General features: G+C 40.0%; 16 protein-coding genes. 13 read left to right on the top strand and 3 right to left on the bottom strand.

Annotation, left to right across the window (positions count from 1 at the left end; translation table 11 throughout):
* Window positions 1-8: 8 nt before the first annotated feature.
* Together uvsE and cls are read right to left on the bottom strand one after the other, a co-directional pair.
* Complete coding sequence (uvsE, locus tag NST21_RS27195; protein ID WP_340892311.1) at window positions 9-962, bottom strand: UV DNA damage repair endonuclease UvsE; 954 nt, start codon at window positions 960-962, stop codon at window positions 9-11.
* A gap of 26 nt (window positions 963-988) precedes the next feature.
* Window positions 989-2,191 (bottom strand): cardiolipin synthase, encoded by a 1,203-nt coding sequence (cls, locus tag NST21_RS27190; protein ID WP_340892310.1) that lies wholly within the window; start codon window positions 2,189-2,191, stop codon window positions 989-991.
* A 314-nt stretch (window positions 2,192-2,505) separates the two neighbouring features.
* On the opposite strand from cls, the gene NST21_RS27185 reads away from it, so the two are divergent.
* From NST21_RS27185 to NST21_RS27140, 10 genes are all read left to right on the top strand, one after another.
* Window positions 2,506-4,635 carry a (Fe-S)-binding protein gene (locus NST21_RS27185; RefSeq protein WP_340892681.1) on the top strand — a complete coding sequence of 710 codons (2,130 nt, stop codon included), beginning with the start codon at window positions 2,506-2,508 and terminating at the stop codon, window positions 4,633-4,635.
* Window positions 4,636-4,830: 195 nt separating this feature from the next.
* On the top strand, window positions 4,831-6,021 hold the full coding sequence (locus NST21_RS27180) for an acetyl-CoA C-acetyltransferase (protein WP_056524127.1): 1,191 nt from the start codon (window positions 4,831-4,833) through the stop codon (window positions 6,019-6,021).
* Window positions 6,022-6,052: 31 nt separating this feature from the next.
* Entirely contained in the window at window positions 6,053-6,910 is an 858-nt protein-coding gene (locus NST21_RS27175; protein WP_056524130.1) for a 3-hydroxybutyryl-CoA dehydrogenase, read from the top strand.
* A gap of 29 nt (window positions 6,911-6,939) precedes the next feature.
* Window positions 6,940-8,070 (top strand): acyl-CoA dehydrogenase, encoded by a 1,131-nt coding sequence (locus NST21_RS27170; protein WP_340892307.1) that lies wholly within the window; start codon window positions 6,940-6,942, stop codon window positions 8,068-8,070.
* Window positions 8,071-8,096: 26 nt separating this feature from the next.
* A complete protein-coding gene (locus NST21_RS27165; protein WP_053348446.1) occupies window positions 8,097-9,236 on the top strand; it encodes an acyl-CoA dehydrogenase in 1,140 nt (379 codons plus the stop codon).
* Window positions 9,237-9,349: 113 nt separating this feature from the next.
* Entirely contained in the window at window positions 9,350-9,988 is a 639-nt protein-coding gene (locus NST21_RS27160) for a TetR/AcrR family transcriptional regulator (RefSeq protein WP_053348447.1), read from the top strand.
* Between the two features lie 25 nt (window positions 9,989-10,013).
* The gene (icmF, locus tag NST21_RS27155; RefSeq protein ID WP_340892304.1) at window positions 10,014-13,280 is read left to right on the top strand and encodes a fused isobutyryl-CoA mutase/GTPase IcmF; all 3,267 of its coding nucleotides are present in this window, start codon (window positions 10,014-10,016) and stop codon (window positions 13,278-13,280) included.
* 138 nt (window positions 13,281-13,418) lie between these two features.
* Window positions 13,419-13,577, top strand: coding sequence for a hypothetical protein (locus NST21_RS27150; RefSeq protein WP_340892303.1), 159 nt, complete (start codon window positions 13,419-13,421; stop codon window positions 13,575-13,577).
* Between the two features lie 201 nt (window positions 13,578-13,778).
* Window positions 13,779-14,369 (top strand): DNA-directed RNA polymerase subunit delta, encoded by a 591-nt coding sequence (gene rpoE, locus NST21_RS27145; protein ID WP_317629091.1) that lies wholly within the window; start codon window positions 13,779-13,781, stop codon window positions 14,367-14,369.
* A 475-nt stretch (window positions 14,370-14,844) separates the two neighbouring features.
* The gene (locus NST21_RS27140) at window positions 14,845-16,452 is read left to right on the top strand and encodes a CTP synthase (RefSeq protein ID WP_056524140.1); all 1,608 of its coding nucleotides are present in this window, start codon (window positions 14,845-14,847) and stop codon (window positions 16,450-16,452) included.
* Between the two features lie 45 nt (window positions 16,453-16,497).
* Here NST21_RS27140 and NST21_RS27135 read toward each other — a convergent pair whose 3' ends face one another.
* On the bottom strand, window positions 16,498-17,028 hold the full coding sequence (locus NST21_RS27135; RefSeq protein ID WP_340892299.1) for a DUF2529 domain-containing protein: 531 nt from the start codon (window positions 17,026-17,028) through the stop codon (window positions 16,498-16,500).
* Between the two features lie 313 nt (window positions 17,029-17,341).
* Between NST21_RS27135 and NST21_RS27130 the strand changes: the two genes are divergently transcribed.
* The 3 genes from NST21_RS27130 (at window position 17,342) to fsa (ending at window position 19,645) form a co-directional block, all read left to right on the top strand.
* Window positions 17,342-17,713 (top strand): response regulator, encoded by a 372-nt coding sequence (locus tag NST21_RS27130; protein ID WP_340892297.1) that lies wholly within the window; start codon window positions 17,342-17,344, stop codon window positions 17,711-17,713.
* A 246-nt stretch (window positions 17,714-17,959) separates the two neighbouring features.
* Window positions 17,960-18,817, top strand: a complete 858-nt coding sequence (locus NST21_RS27125) for a class II fructose-bisphosphate aldolase (RefSeq protein WP_056524146.1) — start codon at window positions 17,960-17,962, stop codon at window positions 18,815-18,817.
* A gap of 177 nt (window positions 18,818-18,994) precedes the next feature.
* The gene (gene fsa / locus NST21_RS27120; RefSeq protein WP_053348454.1) at window positions 18,995-19,645 is read left to right on the top strand and encodes a fructose-6-phosphate aldolase; all 651 of its coding nucleotides are present in this window, start codon (window positions 18,995-18,997) and stop codon (window positions 19,643-19,645) included.
* The last annotated feature ends 180 nt before the right edge of the window (window positions 19,646-19,825 follow it).

The following is a 19,825-nucleotide window of genomic DNA, read 5'->3' as shown; positions in this document are numbered from 1 at the left end:
TGTATGGATTAACACTCTACAGCACCGCCGCTAATTCTTTTCACACCACGTACCTTAGCGACATCTTCAATAAGTTTCAACATTGCCCGGTCCTTCATTTTAGCTTCAATCATGAAATCGACGTCTTGTCTGAGTTCCCTTAGTACTTTCAAAAGGGGCATAATGAATTCAAAATCGATATAATCTGCATGCGAGCGAAATTCACCTGCCGACTTTGGAGAAGAAATATGAACCTTAGGTACCGTCCCAGTCTGACTCCAGGTGGAGAAAATTTGGATGAGCAGCTCGTTAAGCGGCTCATCGGATAGATTCGCAAGATGGTGGTGGTAATCAAAGACAAGCGGAATGTTTTCCTTTTTACACACGATCAAGGTTTCTGATGCTGTATATGTTTTATCGTCATTCTCGAAGGTCATCCTTGCTTTCACATGCTTGGGGAGCGACTTAAGGTTGTCATGAACCCGTATTATGGCTGATTCTTTATCACCATAAGCTCCACCGACATGGATATTGATAAAAGAGGAGTCGGCAATCCCCATCGCATCAAGCATCTTATAATGAAACTCCATATCTTTTACGGCATTTTGTGTAATCTCGGGTTTAGGGCTTGTAAACAACGTAAACTGATTAGGGTGAAAGCTAACCCGCATTTTATGTGCAGATATCCAATCGCCGAGCTGTTTCCATTCTTGTTTAAAAGGAGTGACAAAATCCCATTCTACCTCGGGGTGCGTGGCTAAAGGAACAATTGAACTGGACATCCGGTAGATTTCTATTTGGTGGGCTGTATTATATTGAAGGACCCTTAATGTACTTTCAATGTTCTGTTTTGTCACACTAAGAAGCTTTTGCATCCCTTCCTCTTGTCCAAGTGCGCTGTACCGCTTAAAGGTAAGCGTCTTAGCGGGGGAAGCTTCCCAAAGACAGGTGGCATTAGATACATATCCAAATCTAATTTTCATTTAATTCTCTCCCTAAAAACGCGATGTTAAAGAAAAGGAGAAAGGATGGAGGCCAGTGATTCTTTTGCTGTACGGACTACATTAATGGAGGATAGTGAATCCCTGTTTAATGGCTTAGATTCAGCTATGTCTACCGCCAATTCCTTTTTTACATCTTCTATAAATGCTCGGTCAAATATCAAACAATTGATTTCACTATTTAAAAATAGACTTCGTTTATCAAAATTAGCAGTACCAACATCACAAATTATATCATCAATCAATATCACTTTAGAATGGTAGAACCCTCTTTGAAATTGCAGAATAGCAGCACCTTCCTTTAATAAAACCCGGAAATAGGGGAAGGATGCCTCTTTGACAAGGGCGTGATCCGACATTTCAGGAACAATGACCGTCACAGAAACCTTGCGTGCAAGGGCTGACCTTAATTCCTGAAACAGTGTTTGACTGGGGATGAAGTATGGGGTTCCGATAATGATTTTTTTCTCAGCTTGCTGAATTAAGCGTGTTAAAGTCTGCTCAAGATGGCTTCCGTTCGTGACAATAACCTGATGAGCCTGATTACCAGGAACCAAGGTAGGAAAATATGCAGGTGTTCCCCGGTAATCTTCGTTTGTATCGTGAACCCAGTCAGAAAGGAAGACTTCCTGCAAATCCTTAACTCCTTCCCCAGTTATTTTTACATGGTAATCTCTCCAAGGATTTAACTTTTCCCCTTGGTTAATATACTCCTTGCCGATATTAAATCCGCCAAGATAGCCGATCCGACCGTCTATCACGGTAATTTTGCGGTGATTTCTTTTTTGTATCGAATAAAAAAGGAAGGGGAGCTTGGGTTTAAAGCTAAATGAAAAATGAACGCCGCTTTTCTTTAATTCCTGAATGCTCTCCCGGGAAATGTTTTTACTGCCAATCCTGTCGACTAACAGCCTTACTTCCACACCCGCTTCAGCTTTAGTTTGAAGTAACTTTAAAAACTCCTTGCTAAATTTATCATTTTTTACTATATAAAAAAGAATATGGATAGAATCCTGAGCTAGCTTGATTTCTTTCATGAAATCATCAAACAGTATTTTCCCTGATGTGAATACAGTCATGTCACTTTTCCGAGGCGGATATTTAATGTTCGTTACCTGCTTCATATTACGCTTATGCCCTAACTTAAAATCGACCCAACACCAAGTGAAGATCAATAAAAAAATAGAGGCAAGCGTAGTGATTATCTTCAACAAAATCCCCCCTAATTGATTTAATTTAGTTTGGCTCAAGTTACTTGTTCATAACCATCAAAAAAAGAGTGAAGATAAACTACATTTTTTTTCTAAAATAGAAGGTAAATTTACAGAATTGTCGAACTATACAATAAGATGTTGAAAAACAAACCATATTATTTAGAAAGAAAAAGTTGACTGAATGCTCATTCATTATATAATGGAATTAATCAAATTTCAGAAAAATGCCATATTTTCAAATTTATTAAAATGAGCAACTAGGCATTTTACTTGAATAAAAATTTTTTTAGAGGGGGAAAGAGTGCATGGAAATGAATGGCCTGCTGTGGATTAACTTAACTGCATTTTTACTTGTAACCGCTTACGCCGCTGGATTATTTGTCTATTTGATAAGGACTCGAATAGCTTATATAAAACTTGGTAAAAAAGTGGAATTCGATAACCGTGTGAAAGATCGTCTCGTGAAAATAGGGGTTTATGTGTTTGGACAGAAGAAGCTCTTTAAAGATAAAAAGAGCGGAATCATCCATGCCATGTTATTTTACGGTTTCATCTTAGTGCAATTTGGTGCACTGGACTTTTTTATAAAAGGCTTAAAGCCTGGGTGGCATCTACCGTTTGGCCCCGTGTACCCGGCCTTTACTTTCTTCCAAGAAATCGTGACGCTTACGGTTCTTGTCGCAATACTTTGGGCAGCTTATCGTCGTTACGTAGAGAAACTTGTTCGTTTGAAAAGAGATTTTAAAGCAGGATTGGTTGTTATCTTCATAACAGGAATCATGATTACAGTGTTACTAGGTAATGGGATGGGAATGATCTGGCACGGACACGAAGCAACTTGGTCAGAGCCAGTTGCCTCTAGTATCGCCTTTCTATTTGGCTGGATGGGACCAACAGCAGCGACTGTTGTGTTTTATGTAGCCTGGTGGATGCATTTGCTAATCATATTATCGTTCCTCGTTTATATCCCGCAGTCTAAGCATGCTCACTTAATTGCTGGACCAATAAATGTATTTCTTAACCGTCTGGATAATCCAGGAAAATTAAAGCCGGTAGATTTAGAGGAAGAGGTTTTAGACAAAGAAGGCAATCAATATTATGGTGCCAAATATATCGAGGACTTAACGCAATATCAAATGGTGGACCTCTATGCATGCGTAGAGTGCGGCCGTTGTACGAATATGTGCCCGGCAACTGGTACAGGGAAAATGCTGTCGCCGATGGATATTATCATCAAGATGCGTGACCATTTAACAAATACAGGTGCAGCTGTTACAACAAAGCAGCCATGGGTTCCATCCTTCGTTTTTGGCAATTCAAAGGGAAATAAGATAGCACTAGCCAGTGCTACGCAGGGAGCACAGGAATCAGCTGCAGCAAATGAAGCTTACAGCCCGAGCTTAATTGGAGAAGTCATTACTGAAGAAGAACTTTGGGCATGTACCACTTGCAGGAACTGTGAAGACCAATGTCCGGTAATGAATGAACATGTCGACAAAATTATCGATATGCGCCGATATCTAGTCTTGACTGAAGGTAGGTTGGATCCAGATGCTCAACGTGCGATGACAAACATTGAGAGACAAGGGAACCCTTGGGGATTGAATCGTAAAGAGAGAGAAGACTGGAGAGTCCTGCGTGATGATGTTAACATCCCGACAGTTAAAGAATTGCAAAAAGCAGACGAGGAATTCGAATATTTATTCTGGGTAGGTTCAATGGGATCGTACGATAACCGAAGCCAGAAAATTGCCCTTTCCTTCGCTAAATTAATGAATGAAGCGGGCATCAAATTTGCAATCTTAGGAAATAAGGAGAAAAACTCAGGAGATACTCCTCGCCGATTAGGTAATGAGTTTGTTTTTCAAGAGCTTGCAATGAAAAATATAGAGGAATTCCAGAAAAATGAAATTAAAAAAATCGTGACAATTGATCCTCATGCCTACAATATTTTTAAGAATGAGTATCCGGATTTTGGTTTGGAAGCTGAGGTATATCACCATACTGAATTACTAGCCAAACTTGTCAGTGAAGGCAGATTGGTACCACAGTATCCGGTTAATGAAACGATTACATTCCATGATTCTTGTTATTTGGGAAGATACAATGATGTATACAGTCCACCACGTGAAATTTTACAATCTATTGAAGGCGTCAAGCTTATTGAGATGGAACGTAACCGTGAAAAAGGCATGTGCTGTGGAGCTGGAGGCGGCTTGATGTGGATGGAAGAAGAAACCGGAAACCGTATAAATGTGGCACGTACTGAACAAGCACTCGCCGTTAACCCAACTGTTATCAGTTCCGGCTGTCCGTACTGTTTGACCATGTTATCTGATGGTACAAAAGCAAAAGAAGTTGAAGAAAATGTAAAAACGTATGATGTAGCCGAATTACTCGAAAAAGCGGTTATTGGTGAAAATAAGTCAATAGCATCTTAATTTTAAAATGAAATTGCCTGCTTCTTTTAAATGAATATATTCAATTGAAGTAGGCAATTTTTAATTATTTTTGAACTAAATATTTTAATTTTTGTAAAAATTATGTAATATGATATTAAGCGCTTACAATAAATATTTTTTTGATCCTATATTGAGCGAGCGTTCAATCGATGTTACTTAAAGGAGGAAAAAATGATGACAAAAACAGTGATTGTTAGTGGTGTGAGAACACCTTTTGGTAAATTCGGCGGAGGTCTTAGCAGTTTGACAGCATCACAACTTGGAGGAATTGCAATCAAGGAGGCGGTTAAGCGGGCAGGGATTGAAAGCAGCCAGATAGACGAGGTCATTATGGGGAATGTACTACAAGCAGGTCAAGGCCAAATACCTTCTCGCCAGGCAGCACGTCTTGCAGGATTACCTTGGGAAGTGAAAACCGAAACCATTAATAAAGTATGTGCATCAGGACTTCGTAGTGTGACATTGGCTGATCAGATTATTCGCTTGGGGGAGGAAGAAATCATTGTTGCCGGCGGGATGGAATCGATGAGCAATGCACCTTATATTCTTCCGAAAGCAAGATGGGGACTTAGGATGGGTGATGCCCCGCTTAAGGACACAATGATTTCTGATGGGCTTAGCTGTAGCTTTACCGGCGTACATATGGGTACATACGGCAATAGTACTGCTGAGGAACTTGAACTTACCCGTGAGGACCAAGATAGCTGGGCCTACGAAAGTCATCAAAAAGCGATAAAAGCAATTGATGGCGGTATCCTTGCTGAAGAAATCATTTCCGTACAGATTCCGGTACGAAAAGGTGAACCAATTACAATTGAACATGATGAAGGGCCAAGAAAAGATACATCCTCTGAGAAACTCGCTAAATTAGGTCCGGCTTTTAATAACGAAGGGACTATAACTGCAGGAAATGCGCCCGGCGTCAATGATGGAGCAGGCGCACTCGTGTTAATGAGCGAAGATCGTGCGGAAAAAGAAGGGAAAACGCCTTTTGCCTATATTTTAGGTCATGCAGAAGTGGCTGTTGAAGCAAAGGATTTTCCTAAAACACCGGGCTTAGTCATAAATAAAATCTTAGAAAAGACAGGTAAATCGATAGAAGACATTGATTTATTTGAAGTAAACGAAGCATTTGCTGCAGTGGCACTGGCCAGTGGGAAAATTGCCAACATCGAGCCGGAAAAAGTCAATGTGAACGGTGGGGCCGTAGCACTAGGGCACCCAATCGGAGCCAGTGGAGCTCGAATCATCATTACGCTGATGCATGAATTGAAACGGCGTGGAGGTGGATTAGGTATTGCAGCAATTTGTAGTGGCGGCGGCCAGGGAGATGCCATTTTAATCGAAGTGCCAAAGCAGGGCTGATAGATTCATAGATAAATAAGGAGGGATATTCATGAGCATTCATAAAGTGATGGTCATTGGCGCGGGGCAGATGGGATCTGGTATTGCACAAGTTTGCGCAATGAGCGGTTATGAAGTTCTTTTACATGATTTAAAAGAAGAATATGTAGAAAAAGGCTTAGGCACAATTATCAAAAATCTTTCCCGTCAAGTTGAAAAAGGGAAAATGGCAGCTGGGGATAAAGATGCAACCCTTTCACGATTGACTTCATCAACAGATTTAAAAAATGCCGCTGGGGTTGATTTGGTGATTGAAGCGGCGATTGAAAATATGGAAATTAAAACAAAGCTATTCGCCGAGTTGGATGAAATTACTCCGAAACACGTAATTCTTGCATCCAATACTTCTTCTCTACCGATTACCGAGATAGCCGCCGCCACAAGAAGACCGGAAAAAGTAATTGGCATGCATTTTATGAATCCCGTTCCGGTCATGAAGCTGGTTGAGATTATTCGAGGCCTTGCAACAACGGACGAAGTTTATAAAAAAGTTGAGAAAATGGCGGAATCTCTAAGCAAGGTACCGGTTGAAGTAAATGATTTCCCTGGCTTTGTCTCGAACCGGATTTTGATGCCGATGATCAATGAGGCCATTTATACACTATACGAGGGTGTCGCTACTAAAGAGGCAATCGATGACGTGATGAAGCTAGGAATGAATCATCCGATGGGTCCGTTGACACTAGCCGACTTCATTGGGTTGGACACATGTTTATACATAATGGAAACCCTTCACCAAGGGCTAGGAGATGATAAATACCGTCCATGTCCTCTGTTAAGAAAATATGTAAAAGCAGGGTGGCTAGGTAAGAAGTCAGGACGTGGCTTTTACGAATATAACAAATCATAGAGAGTATGCAGCTAGGGAGGAATGAAGGAATGGATTTCAAGTTTACAGAAGAGCAGGAAATGATGCGGAAAATGGTACGTGATTTTGCGGAGAATGAGATTACCCCACATATCGAGGCAATGGAAAGAGGAGAGTTCCCCAAAACAATCCTGCATAAAATGGGTGAGCTTGGGTTGATGGGAATCCCAATTCCAGAACAATATGGGGGAGCGGGTATGGACTTTATGTCTTATATTATCGCCATTAATGAAATTTCCAAAGTAAGCCCGACTCTCGGTGTCATATTGTCTGTTCATACTTCTGTTGGAACAAATCCAATCGTTTATTTTGGAACGGATGAGCAGAAGCAAAAATATGTGCCTAAGCTTGCCGCGGGAAAATTGTTAGGTGCTTTTTGTTTAACAGAACAAAGCTCAGGTTCCGATGCTGCTAGTTTGAAATCAAAAGCGGTCAAGGAAGGCGGTATGTATCGAATAAATGGATCCAAGGTATTTATCACCAACGGTGGCGAAGCAGATGTATATATTATTTTTGCCTCAACCAACCCTGAGAAGGGGAGCAAGGGAATCTCTGCCTTTATCGTAGAAAAAGGAACCCCGGGCTTAATCATTGGAAAAAATGAACGTAAAATGGGTCTTCATGGATCGAGCACCGTACAGGTAACCTTTGAAGATATGAAAATACCTGCAGCTAATATCCTTGGCAACGAAGGTGAGGGCTTTAAGATAGCGATGGCCAACTTAGATTCTGGAAGGATAGGCATTGCTTCTCAAGCACTTGGAATCGCTGAAGGTGCCTTGGAACATGCTGTCCAATATGCAAAAGACAGAGTGCAATTTGGTAAACCAATTGCAACCCAGCAGGGGATTGGTTTCAAGCTGGCTGAAATGGCAACGAGCATAGAAGCTTCTAGACTACTGGTCTATCGAGCGGCGTATTTACGCTCCAAAGGATTGAAGTGCGGCAAGGAGGCGTCCATGGCTAAGCTATTCGCTTCGAGGACGGCTGTTGACGTGACAATAGAAGCCGTTCAAGTTTACGGCGGCTATGGATACACAACGGAATATCCGGTCGAGCGCTATTTCAGGGATGCAAAGGTAACCGAAATATATGAGGGTACCAGTGAAATACAGAGGATGGTCATCAGTAAAAATCTATAAAAAAGAAAAAAGTGGGGGACATAGTCATGCAATTTAAACTAACAGAAGAACATGAAATGATCAGAAAAATGGTACGCGACTTTGCCCAAAATGAAGTGGCTCCGTCAGCCGCTGAAAGGGATGAAGAAGAACGATTTGACCGTGAGATTTTTGATAAAATGGCTGAACTGGGATTGACAGGGATTCCATGGCCAGAAGAATATGGCGGCATTGGAAGCGATTACTTAGCTTATTGTATCGCAATTGAGGAACTTTCCCGTGTTTGCGCTTCTACGGGAGTAACTTTATCCGCCCATACCTCTCTTGCAGGATGGCCAATTTACAAATTTGGATCTGAAGAGCAAAAACAAAAATACCTTCGTCCGATGGCGCAGGGTGAAAAAATAGGTGCGTATGGTCTGACGGAGCCAAGCTCAGGCTCTGACGCTGGTGGTATGAGAACGACTGCAAAGCTTGTGGGTGATGAATATATTATTAATGGTTCAAAAATTTTCATCACAAATGGCGGGATTGCTGATACGTATGTAGTCTTTGCTTTGACAGACCCTGAATCCAAACAAAAAGGAACAAGTGCCTTTATCATTGAAAAAGACTTCCCGGGCTTTAGTGTGGGTAAAAAGGAGAAAAAGCTAGGGATTCGTTCATCACCTACCACGGAAATTATTTTTGATGAGTGCCGTGTGCCTAAAGAAAATCTTCTTGGCAAAGAAGGAGAGGGTTTTAAAATTGCGATGATGACGCTTGATGGTGGCCGTAACGGAATTGCGGCCCAGGCAGTCGGCATTGCACAGGGTGCATTGGATGCAGCAGTTGACTATGCAAAAGAGCGTGTCCAATTTGGAAAACCAATTTCCGCACAGCAAGGCATCGGTTTTAAATTAGCGGATATGGCGACAGGAGTGGAGGCTTCAAGGCTATTAACCTATCAGGCAGCTTGGTTGGAGTCAGAAGGTCTTCCTTATGGAAAAGAGTCGGCAATGTCAAAACTATTTGCAGGGGATACAGCAATGAAAGTGACGACAGAGGCCGTGCAAGTTTTCGGTGGTTATGGATATACAAAAGATTATCCAGTTGAACGCTATATGCGTGATGCAAAAATCACCCAGATCTATGAAGGTACGCAGGAAATTCAAAAGCTGGTCATCTCAAGGATGATAACTAAATAGAATTGAAATCAGGTTTTCCGGTGAGGAATCGTTCTTCCCGGAATACCCTTTTCATTTTTCAAAAGACTGTCTTTTGAACATTAAATGATAGGCTTTCCAAAAGGGGTTAGAAAATGGAAAAAAGAGAAGTTCATGCGTCAGTAAAGGATGAGCGGCTGGTTGAAAAAAGGCGTACACAAATGATAAAAGGTGCGGTGACCCTTTTTAAAGAAAAGGGATTTCATCGTACTACGACGAGGGAAATCGCTAAAGCCGCTGGTTTCAGTATAGGTACGTTATATGAGTATATCCGGACAAAGGAAGATGTTTTATATCTGGTCTGTGATTTTATTTACGATGAAGTTCAGGAAAAACTTCAGAAAGAAATTGAACAGAGTGATGGGACACTAGAAAGTCTGAAACTGACAATCGCTTATTTTTATCAAGTAATGGATGATATGCAGGACGAAGTTCTAGTTATGTATCAAGAAGTGAAAGCTCTGACGAAAGATGCATTACCTTACGTGCTAAACAAAGAAATCCAGATGGTAGGTATGTTTGAAAAGGTCATTACAAAATGTGTCGAAAATGGGGAGCTTCTGTTAACGGAAAATCAAATAAGTCTTGTTTCTCATAACATTTTTGTTCAGGGACAGATGTGGAGTTTTAGAAGATGGGCTTTACACAAAAAGTATACGCTTCAAGAGTATGTTGAACTGCAGACACAATTATTGATTCAAAATGTATCGATTCAGAAAAGTACTTTGATATGAATTCGTTTCAATAAGGAGGAGCTAAATGAGTACAGTTGAGGTGTATAAACCAAAGAACCATATCCGATTCGTGACTGCTTCGAGTTTATTTGATGGACATGATGCATCTATTAACATCATGAGGAGAATTCTTCAGGCTAGCGGTGCGGAGGTTATTCACCTAGGCCATAATCGCTCGGTAGAGGAAATAGTTAACGCGGCGATCCAAGAGGATGTTCAAGGTATAGCGATGTCATCTTACCAAGGTGGGCATGTGGAATATTTTAAATACATGTATGATTTGTTGAAGGAAAAGGGAGCTCAGCACATTCGGATTTTTGCCGGCGGAGGAGGAGTCATTATCCCGCGGGAAATTAAAGAGCTTCATGAGTATGGAATTGCCCGTATTTTCTCTCCTGATGAGGGACGGGAGTATGGGCTTCAAGGCATGATTAATGTATTGATGGAGGAGTGCGACTTTTCAACCGTCAAACCATCCTTGCAGGAACGCTTTGATGAACTGATCGCAGGGGAAACGAGTGCCATTGCCCAATATATTACCTTCGCTGAAAATAGACTCGATGCTGTAAATGAATCTGCGGCTGCAGTGGAGAGCCTCCTTGAGCAAATCAAGACATCTGAAAAGCAGGTTCCGGTTCTTGGGATAACAGGGACGGGAGGAGCAGGGAAAAGTTCGCTAACTGATGAATTGATTCGTCGATTTATAAACGAAATTCCAGATAAGAAGGTGGCCATCCTTTCTGTCGACCCGACAAAGCAAAAAACAGGTGGTGCCTTGCTTGGTGACCGAATCCGAATGAATGCAATTTTTTCTGAGCGTGTTTACATGCGGAGCCTCGCCACTCGTCGTTCAAAAAGTGAGTTGTCTTTAGCGATTAAAGATGCCATTTCGGTTGTGAAGGCAGCTGGCGTCGATTTAATTATAGTTGAAACGAGCGGGATCGGTCAGGGGGATGCGGAGATTGCTGAGATATGCGATGTGGCTATGTATGTGATGACGAGTGAGTTCGGTGCTCCTTCCCAGCTTGAAAAAATTGATATGATTGATTATGCCGATTTAATAGTGATAAACAAATATGAGCGTAAAGGTTCCGAGGATGCAAAAAACCAAGTTCAAAAACAATATCAACGTAGCCGTACGCTTTTTGATCAAGATCCTTCTGAAATGCCTGTCTATGGCACAATTGCTTCCCAATTCAATGATCCAGGAACGAATGCATTATTCGCTGCACTAATTGAAAAATTAAATGAAAAAGCAGGGACAGAGTGGAGTACTACTTTTTCAAAAGAAGCGGAAGTATACAAACAAAATGTCATAATTCCAACCGACCGCCGCTATTATTTACGTGAAATCAGTGATACGGTCCGATCGTATCATAAACGGGCTGGTGAACAAGTCCGTTTTGCCCGCAGACTCTTTCAGCTCGAAGGAGCAATTGAAGCAGTTAAGGAAAATGAAAGTAATGAAGACATTATCACTTCTCTGGAAACACTGAAAAAAGAAACCGCTTCTAAATTATCTTCTGAATCAAAAAAGATCCTTTCTGGATGGATGGACTTAAGAGAAAAATATGCAGGGGAGCAGTTTGTAACAAAAATCCGGGATAAAGAAATCATCACAAAGCTGAAAACTAAAAGTTTATCAGGTCTAATGATTCCGAGAGTATCACTGCCTAAATATGTGGACTATGGAGAAATATTAAGTTGGGTCTTCCGCGAAAATGTACCTGGCTTCTTCCCTTATACAGCCGGAGTCTTTCCATTCAAGCGTGAGGGAGAAGACCCTAAGCGGCAATTTGCTGGTGAAGGTTCACCTGATCGAACCAACCGACGTTTTCATTATTTGTCTAAGGACGATAATGCCAAGCGACTCAGTACGGCTTTCGATTCTGTGACGTTATATGGGGAAGATCCTGATTACCGGCCGGATATTTATGGAAAGGTAGGTGAAAGCGGCGTCAGTATCTGTACGTTGGATGACATGAAAAAATTGTATGCCGGCTTCGACCTATGCCACCCATCGACCTCTGTATCCATGACTATCAATGGTCCTGCGCCAATTATTTTGGCCATGTATATGAATACAGCGATCGATCAGCAGGTTCAACTGAAAGAAAAAGAGTTGGGCCGTTCCCTTACAGATGCCGAAACTGAACAAGTGCAGGCTTACACGCTTCAAACGGTACGCGGGACTGTTCAAGCTGATATTCTAAAAGAAGACCAAGGGCAGAATACATGCATCTTTTCCACAGAATTTGCCCTAAGGCTGATGGGGGACATCCAAGCGTATTTTATTGATAATAAAGTCAGAAATTATTATTCGGTATCCATTTCTGGGTATCATATCGCTGAAGCAGGCGCCAATCCCATTTCACAATTGGCTTTTACTTTAGCAAACGGATTTACTTATATAGAGTATTACTTAAGCCGCGGAATGAATATTGATGAATTTGCGCCGAATTTGTCTTTCTTCTTCTCGAATGGGCTAGACCCGGAATATACGGTTATCGGAAGGGTTGCAAGACGGATCTGGGCGACAGTCATGCGTGATAAATATGGAGCGAATGACCGTAGTCAGAAGTTGAAATATCATATCCAGACGTCAGGGCGCTCTCTCCATGCGCAGGAAATTGATTTTAACGATATCCGAACGACACTTCAGGCATTAATGGCCCTGCAAGACAACTGCAACTCCTTGCATACGAATGCATACGATGAAGCTATCACTACACCTACGGAAGAGTCTGTACGTCGTGCAATGGCTATTCAAATGATCATTACAAAGGAGCACGGGCTATCAAAAAATGAAAACCCGATGCAGGGTGCTTTTGTAGTAGAAGAGATGACAGATCTGGTTGAGGAAGCGGTATTACAAGAGTTTGATCGCATCAATGATCGGGGCGGTGTATTGGGTGCTATGGAGACACAATATCAACGCGGGAAAATCCAGGATGAATCCATGCATTACGAAATGAAAAAGCATACGGGAGAATTGCCGATTATTGGGGTTAATACGTACTTGAATCCTAATCCTCCTTCAGAAGAAGCTGTGAACAGCATGGAGATTGCCCGTGCCACGAAAGAAGAAAAGGAAGGGCAGATCATTAACTTACAGGCATTTCAGGAAAAAAATAAAGCGTTCATAGAAGAAGCCCTAACTAATTTAAAAGCAGCGGCGATGAACGGGGAAAATATTTTTGCTGAGCTCATGAATTGTGTGAGAGTGGCTAGTTTGGGCCAGATTACACGTGCATTATATGATGTCGGCGGACAATATCGAAGAAATATGTAAAGTTAAGGGGTACTCCGAAATTGAGGAGGCCCCTTTTTTAAAAAAATTCCGAGTTTTTTTCGCAAAATGTAAATTTTCCCTTATAATTATTTGGTAAAGGGGCAAAAATGATGAATCAGCCCTATTGGAGTTGAGAAAATGAACCTGAAGATGATTGGATTAATCATAGGTTATATTTTTGCTATCATTATTTTATTTGAGTTGTATGAGCATCAATTAGGCGCCGTTTCCTTTTTTATTCTATCTATAGTATTTTTTACTGCAGCCTATCGTCAGAAATCATTGAAGAGTAAATAAAATCTGTTTAAAGATTTCTGTTTACATAAACGTAAGGGTAAATCTGTGAAAGTATCAGATAGAACTAGCATAAACCCAATTAGATTGTTTATAATGGAGTATATGTCTAGCAGGAATTGTCGTTATTTTATCGAAATACTGTTTTAGATTATTTTTTTATGTGAAAAAACACAGAATTTAGTGTTTGAATAGAGAAGGGAAGTGCGGAATTTGAGTTTAAAACAATACTCAAAAGAGCAGTTATTGGAAATGTCCTTAATAGAGATGGCATATGATTTGTTAGTGGAAAGAAATGAACCGATTCCATTTAAAGATTTAATAAGTGAGTTAGCTACGCTTCATCATTTATCTAAAGCAGAAGTGGCAAAAAGAATTGCTCAATTCTATACAGATTTGAATGTAGATGGCCGATTTACTTCACTTGGAGACAACCGCTGGGGATTGAAAACATGGTACCCAGTTGACCAAATTGAAGAAGAAGTTGTACATGTTGTAAAACCGAAGAAGAAAAAGAAAGCTAAAAAAGCCGCTGTGGTTGTCGACGATTTCGATGAGCTTGAAGATGAAGATCTTGATTTTGAAGAAGATATCGATGATTTAGACGAAGATGAGGATGACGACGACGATGATCTTTTAGATGCTCCAGTAATCGACGAGGAACTTTTAGAAGATGACGTAGACGATGATGACGATCTAGAAGAAGAAATAATTGAAGACGAAGCATTTGTCATAGAAGACGATGAGGACGAAGATGAAGACGAAGAAGAGCTTGATGAAGATCATGAGAAATAAATAATCGCTCTTGACTTTTTAAGGCGAAATTTGTAGAATCATTTTTGGGCTCCTTAAAAAAGGACACAATGATTAAATTATATCGCTCCCTTACTTTTATTGTAAGCGGAGCGTTTTTGTTTTTAATGATGGAATGAATAAATGACATCATTTTTTTATTTTTTTAAAATGATTTCTCTTATAAAGGTAAAACTATAGAGAACATAATTAAATGTTACTGTCATTTAAGGAAATTTATTCTTATTCGTGTATCCGGCATGACTCTCACTAAAGACCTTTAAGTAATTATTGGTTTGTACTGCTTTGCGGTCTTAAACGAAAAGGACAAGAAGTTAAAACCTGCCTTGTGCTTTTAAACCGCCAGTGTGGCGGCAGAAATTTAATTTATATCATAAAGATGCGGGTTCTGTTTTAAATGTATTTGAAAAAGTAAGAGAACAGCATTGGATGAAAACATTCTATAGGAGGATATGAGATGACAAAATATATTTTTGTAACAGGTGGAGTAGTTTCTTCCTTAGGAAAAGGGATAACAGCTGCTTCTTTAGGTAGACTTTTAAAAAATAGAGGCTTGAATGTAACGATTCAAAAGTTTGACCCTTATATTAACTTAGATCCAGGGACAATGAGTCCTTATCAACATGGTGAAGTGTTTGTAACGGATGATGGTGCTGAAACGGATTTGGACCTTGGTCATTACGAGCGTTTTATTGACATTAACCTTGGTAAACACAGCAATGTGACAACAGGTAAAATTTATTCAACCGTCCTAAGAAAAGAGCGCCGTGGCGACTACTTAGGTGGAACAGTTCAAGTTATTCCCCATATCACAAATGAAATTAAAGAACGGGTATTCCGTTCAGGTAATGAAACTAATGCGGATATAGTCATCACTGAAATCGGTGGTACGGTCGGGGATATTGAGTCTCTTCCATTCCTTGAAGCGATCCGTCAAATTAAAAGTGATATCGGAATCAATAATGTTATGTATATCCACTGTACACTTGTTCCTTACATCAAAGCTGCTGGTGAAATGAAAACAAAACCGACACAGCATAGTGTAAAAGAATTACGTAGTCTTGGAATTCAGCCGAATATCATCGTTGCACGTACAGAAAGCCCAATTTCACAAGATATGAAGGATAAAATTGCGTTATTCTGCGATATCGATAAAAATTCAGTTATCGAATGTCTAGATGCAGATACACTTTACTCTATCCCTCTTGCGCTTCAAGCACAAAACATGGACCAAATCGTTTGTGATCACTTGAAATTGGACTGTGGCGAAGCGGATATGGAAGATTGGAAAGAACTTGTCAAAAAGGTTACTTCTTTATCAAAGAAAACGAAAATCGCTCTTGTCGGAAAATATGTTGAATTGCAAGATGCTTACCTTTCTGTAGTGGAAGCACTTAAGCATGCAGGTTACGCATTTGATGCGGATGTTGAAATCGACTGGGTAAATTCTGAAGATGTTACAAAAGAAAATGTGGCTGAACTTCTTCAAGATGCAGATGGAATCCTTGTTCCTGGAGGATTTGGAGATCGTGGAATCGAAGGGAAAATTGCAGCTACTGAATTTGCCCGCACGACAAAAACACCATTCTTCGGAATTTGTTTAGGTATGCAGTTGGCATCCATTGAATATGCACGCAACGTTCTAGGATTGACAGAAGCGCACTCAGCTGAAATTAATGAGGAAACTCCAGACCCAATTATTGACCTTCTTCCTGAGCAAAAGGATGTAGAAGATTTGGGTGGTACACTGCGTCTTGGTCTATACCCTTGTAAGCTTATCGAAGGAACTAAAGCATACGAAGCGTATAATGATGAGGTTGTTTATGAACGTCACCGTCACCGTTATGAATTCAACAACCATTACCGTCCAGCTATGGAAGAGGCAGGATTTGTCTTTTCTGGTACAAGCCCAGATGGTCGCCTAGTTGAAATCATTGAATTAAAAGATCATCCTTGGTTCGTGGCTTCACAATTCCACCCGGAATTCACGTCACGTCCTAACCGTCCACAGCCACTATTCCGTGACTTCGTTGGTATGTCTTTAAAAAATAATAAAAAACAATAATAAAACAAAAAAACAGCCCATGTGGCTGTTTTTTTTATTGAAGAATTAATCTTCATTTTCATATTCTTGAATAATTTCTACAAGGGTGAATTTAATTCCATAATAAGCAAAAAGAGCAGCGATGAGGGTTGGATACCCATATCGATTTCCTGTTTCATCGGGGATTAAGCCTCGTTGAATTCGTAAATCTATATGTACATCAGCAAGCTCCAAAAGCGATTCTTCTTCTGATGGAACAGCTGTTGAAACCGCAACAAATGGTATATCCTGCTTCTGAAGCTGTTTAGCCAGCTTTACGGCTTCCAAATCGTTTGAATGGCGGCTGAATAAAAGAAACCGATCTTCTCGGGAAATAGCCGCGCCATCTTCGTATCTTTTTGCTTTAGGAAAGGGTTCCTCCCCTTCCAACGCTTCAGCTGCCACTCCTTGCATTTCGCCGAACCCGTGTACAAAAACAGATCCGTCTCCGACCGCAGCCTGAGCCAACAAGCGTCCGGCATCCTCCATTTCAAAGGCTTCCTTTTCCATCATTTTTTTAAATAAACCGCTTATCTGCGTCGAAAAAATTTTTAACATGCTTAGAAACTCCTTTAAAAATAGTACCCCTATTATAAAGGACTTTCCCCTGCATTGACAGGTTTCGGGGCTTAAGGCTGAAAAGACGAATTTACATAATCGATTGAAGAAACAAAAAAATATAAATCCTTTTAGCCATATGGCAGGAATTTTGTTACAATTATCGAATATGAACATAGAAATCAGTGATAAAATAGAAGCATTGACATCTATGTAATTTGACGGCAATCTAACGAACTACCCTTTGGCAGGTAATTTAGTCAGGCAGATACATTTTTTATAATAATAAATTGGGAAGAGGTGAGGTGAAAAAATGTCAGGGAAAATATTAATTGTTGATGATCAATTTGGGATTCGTATTTTATTGAACGAGGTTTTACATAAAGAAGGGTATGATACATTTCAAGCAGCGAATGGCATTCAAGCCTTAGAAGTGCTAAATAATCATTCACCTGATCTTGTATTACTGGATATGAAGATTCCAGGAATGGATGGAATTGAGATTTTGAAGCGGATGAAGGTAGTTGATCCAGACATTCGGGTCATTATTATGACCGCTTATGGTGAACTTGATATGATTCAAGAAGCAAAAGACTTAGGAGCCATGACTCACTTTGCCAAGCCGTTTGACATTGATGATATTAGAAAAGCTGTGCGTGAACACTTGCCAATTCAATCAAGTTAACAGTCTTTATGATTAATATTATTATAAATTAAAGAATGCCACGGCTATCTTTTAAAAGATGAGCCGTGTTTTTTTGGAATAAATTTGAGACTTGATATAGTGAATTTGTTGCTGTTTTTTTCATGTATTGATATGCTAAAAGAGGAGAGATATTCCGATTTATAAGTGTATGTTCCAAAGGTTTTAGGGAATATCTAGATAGAATTAACTTTAAATAATAAACATTCACTAGTAGGAGGAAATCAAATGCCTTTAGTTTCTATGAAAGATATGCTGAATAAAGCTCTTGATGAAAAATATGCAGTAGGTCAATTTAATATTAATAATCTGGAATGGACACAAGCTATTCTAGCTGCTGCAGAAGAAGAAAAATCTCCAGTCATTCTTGGTGTTTCTGAAGGGGCTGCCCGTCATATGGGTGGTTTCAAAACGACAGTTATGATGGTTCAAGGTTTATTGGAAGACATGAAAATCACAGTACCTGTGGCAATTCATCTTGACCATGGTTCAAGCTTTGATAAATGTAAAGAAGCTATCGAGGCAGGATTTACGTCCGTAATGATCGATGCTTCACATCACCCAATTGAAGAAAATATTGAGACGACGAAGAAAGTTGTTGAATATGCTCACGCACGCAATGTTTCCGTTGAGGCAGAAGTGGGTACTGTTGGTGGACAAGAAGACGATATAATCGCTGATGGAGTCGTATATGCAGACCCTCAAGAGTGCGAACAGCTAGTTAAAGAAACGAATGTTGACTGCTTTGCACCAGCATTGGGATCTGTTCATGGTCCATATAAAGGAGAACCTAACCTAGGTTATAAAGAAATGGAAGAGGTACGGGATTTAACAAACAAACCTCTAGTACTCCATGGCGGTACAGGTATTCCTACGAAAGATATCCAAAAAGCGATCTCTTTTGGAACTTCAAAAATCAATGTGAATACTGAAAATCAGATTGTTTTCACAAAAGCTGTACGTGAGGTTCTAAATAGCAACTCAGAAGTTTACGATCCTCGTAAATTCTTGGGACCTGGCCGTGAAGCGATTAAAGAGACTGTCATCGGAAAGATAAGGGAATTTGGTTCAAACGGTAAAGCGTAATTCTATAGCCTTTAGGTTTTATCATTTTTAAATTTAGAATATCCATCAGAGGGGCACTCTTCCCCTTTGATGGTATCTATTTATACGTGCGGCCAAAAATCGCACTTTGTTTTTTGAACAATTAGAATTCAGATGCATATACAGCAAAAAAAAAAGATTACATACGGAGGAAAACTTATGAAATTCTTTATTGATACAGCAAACATGGAAGAAATCAAACAAGCGCACGAACTTGGCGTATTAGCAGGAGTTACGACTAACCCGTCTCTTGTCGCAAGAGAAAAAGGTGTATCTTTCCATGACCGTTTAAAAGAAATTACAAGCCTTGTAAAGGAATCTGTTTCTGCAGAAGTCATTGCGCTTGATTTTGAGGGAATGATGGCTGAAGCGCAAGAACTTATTGCTATTGCCCCTAATATCACCATTAAAGTACCAATGACTCCAGACGGATTGAAGGCTGTTGCGGCTTTAACAAAACAAGGAGTCAAAACAAATGTTACCCTTATTTTTAGTGCCAACCAGGCATTATTAGCTGCTAGGGCAGGAGCAACTTATGTGTCTCCATTTTTAGGACGCTTAGATGATATCGGTCAAAATGGCCTGGATTTAATCTCTGATATTGCTGATATTTTTGCTATTCATGATATCAATGCTGAAATTATCGCAGCTTCAATTCGTCACCCGATGCATATTACAGAAGCTGCTCTTAAAGGGGCCCATATTGCAACGATTCCTTATAAAGTCTTAATGCAATTATTCCATCACCCATTAACAGATAAAGGGATTGAAGCTTTCTTGAAGGATTGGAATTCTCGTACAGAAGCATAATTTACCTTGCCGCTAAGTCGCTATAAATTGCACCGGTTAAATGGAAATAAACAAAATTAGAAATTTTTATCATTTTTTTACATGACTTTTCTATTTTTGTGTAAACTAAGAAACTAGATAGTAAATATTGTCGGATTATGCAATTTTCTTGTGGTAAAATATTACTTTTTGGAAGTGGCT

Source organism: Peribacillus sp. FSL K6-1552 (genome assembly GCF_038005205.1).
Classification (GTDB): domain Bacteria; phylum Bacillota; class Bacilli; order Bacillales; family DSM-1321; genus Peribacillus; species Peribacillus butanolivorans.
The sequence above is the reverse complement of the archived record's forward strand: the minus strand, read 5'-3'. Positions and strand labels throughout refer to the sequence as shown.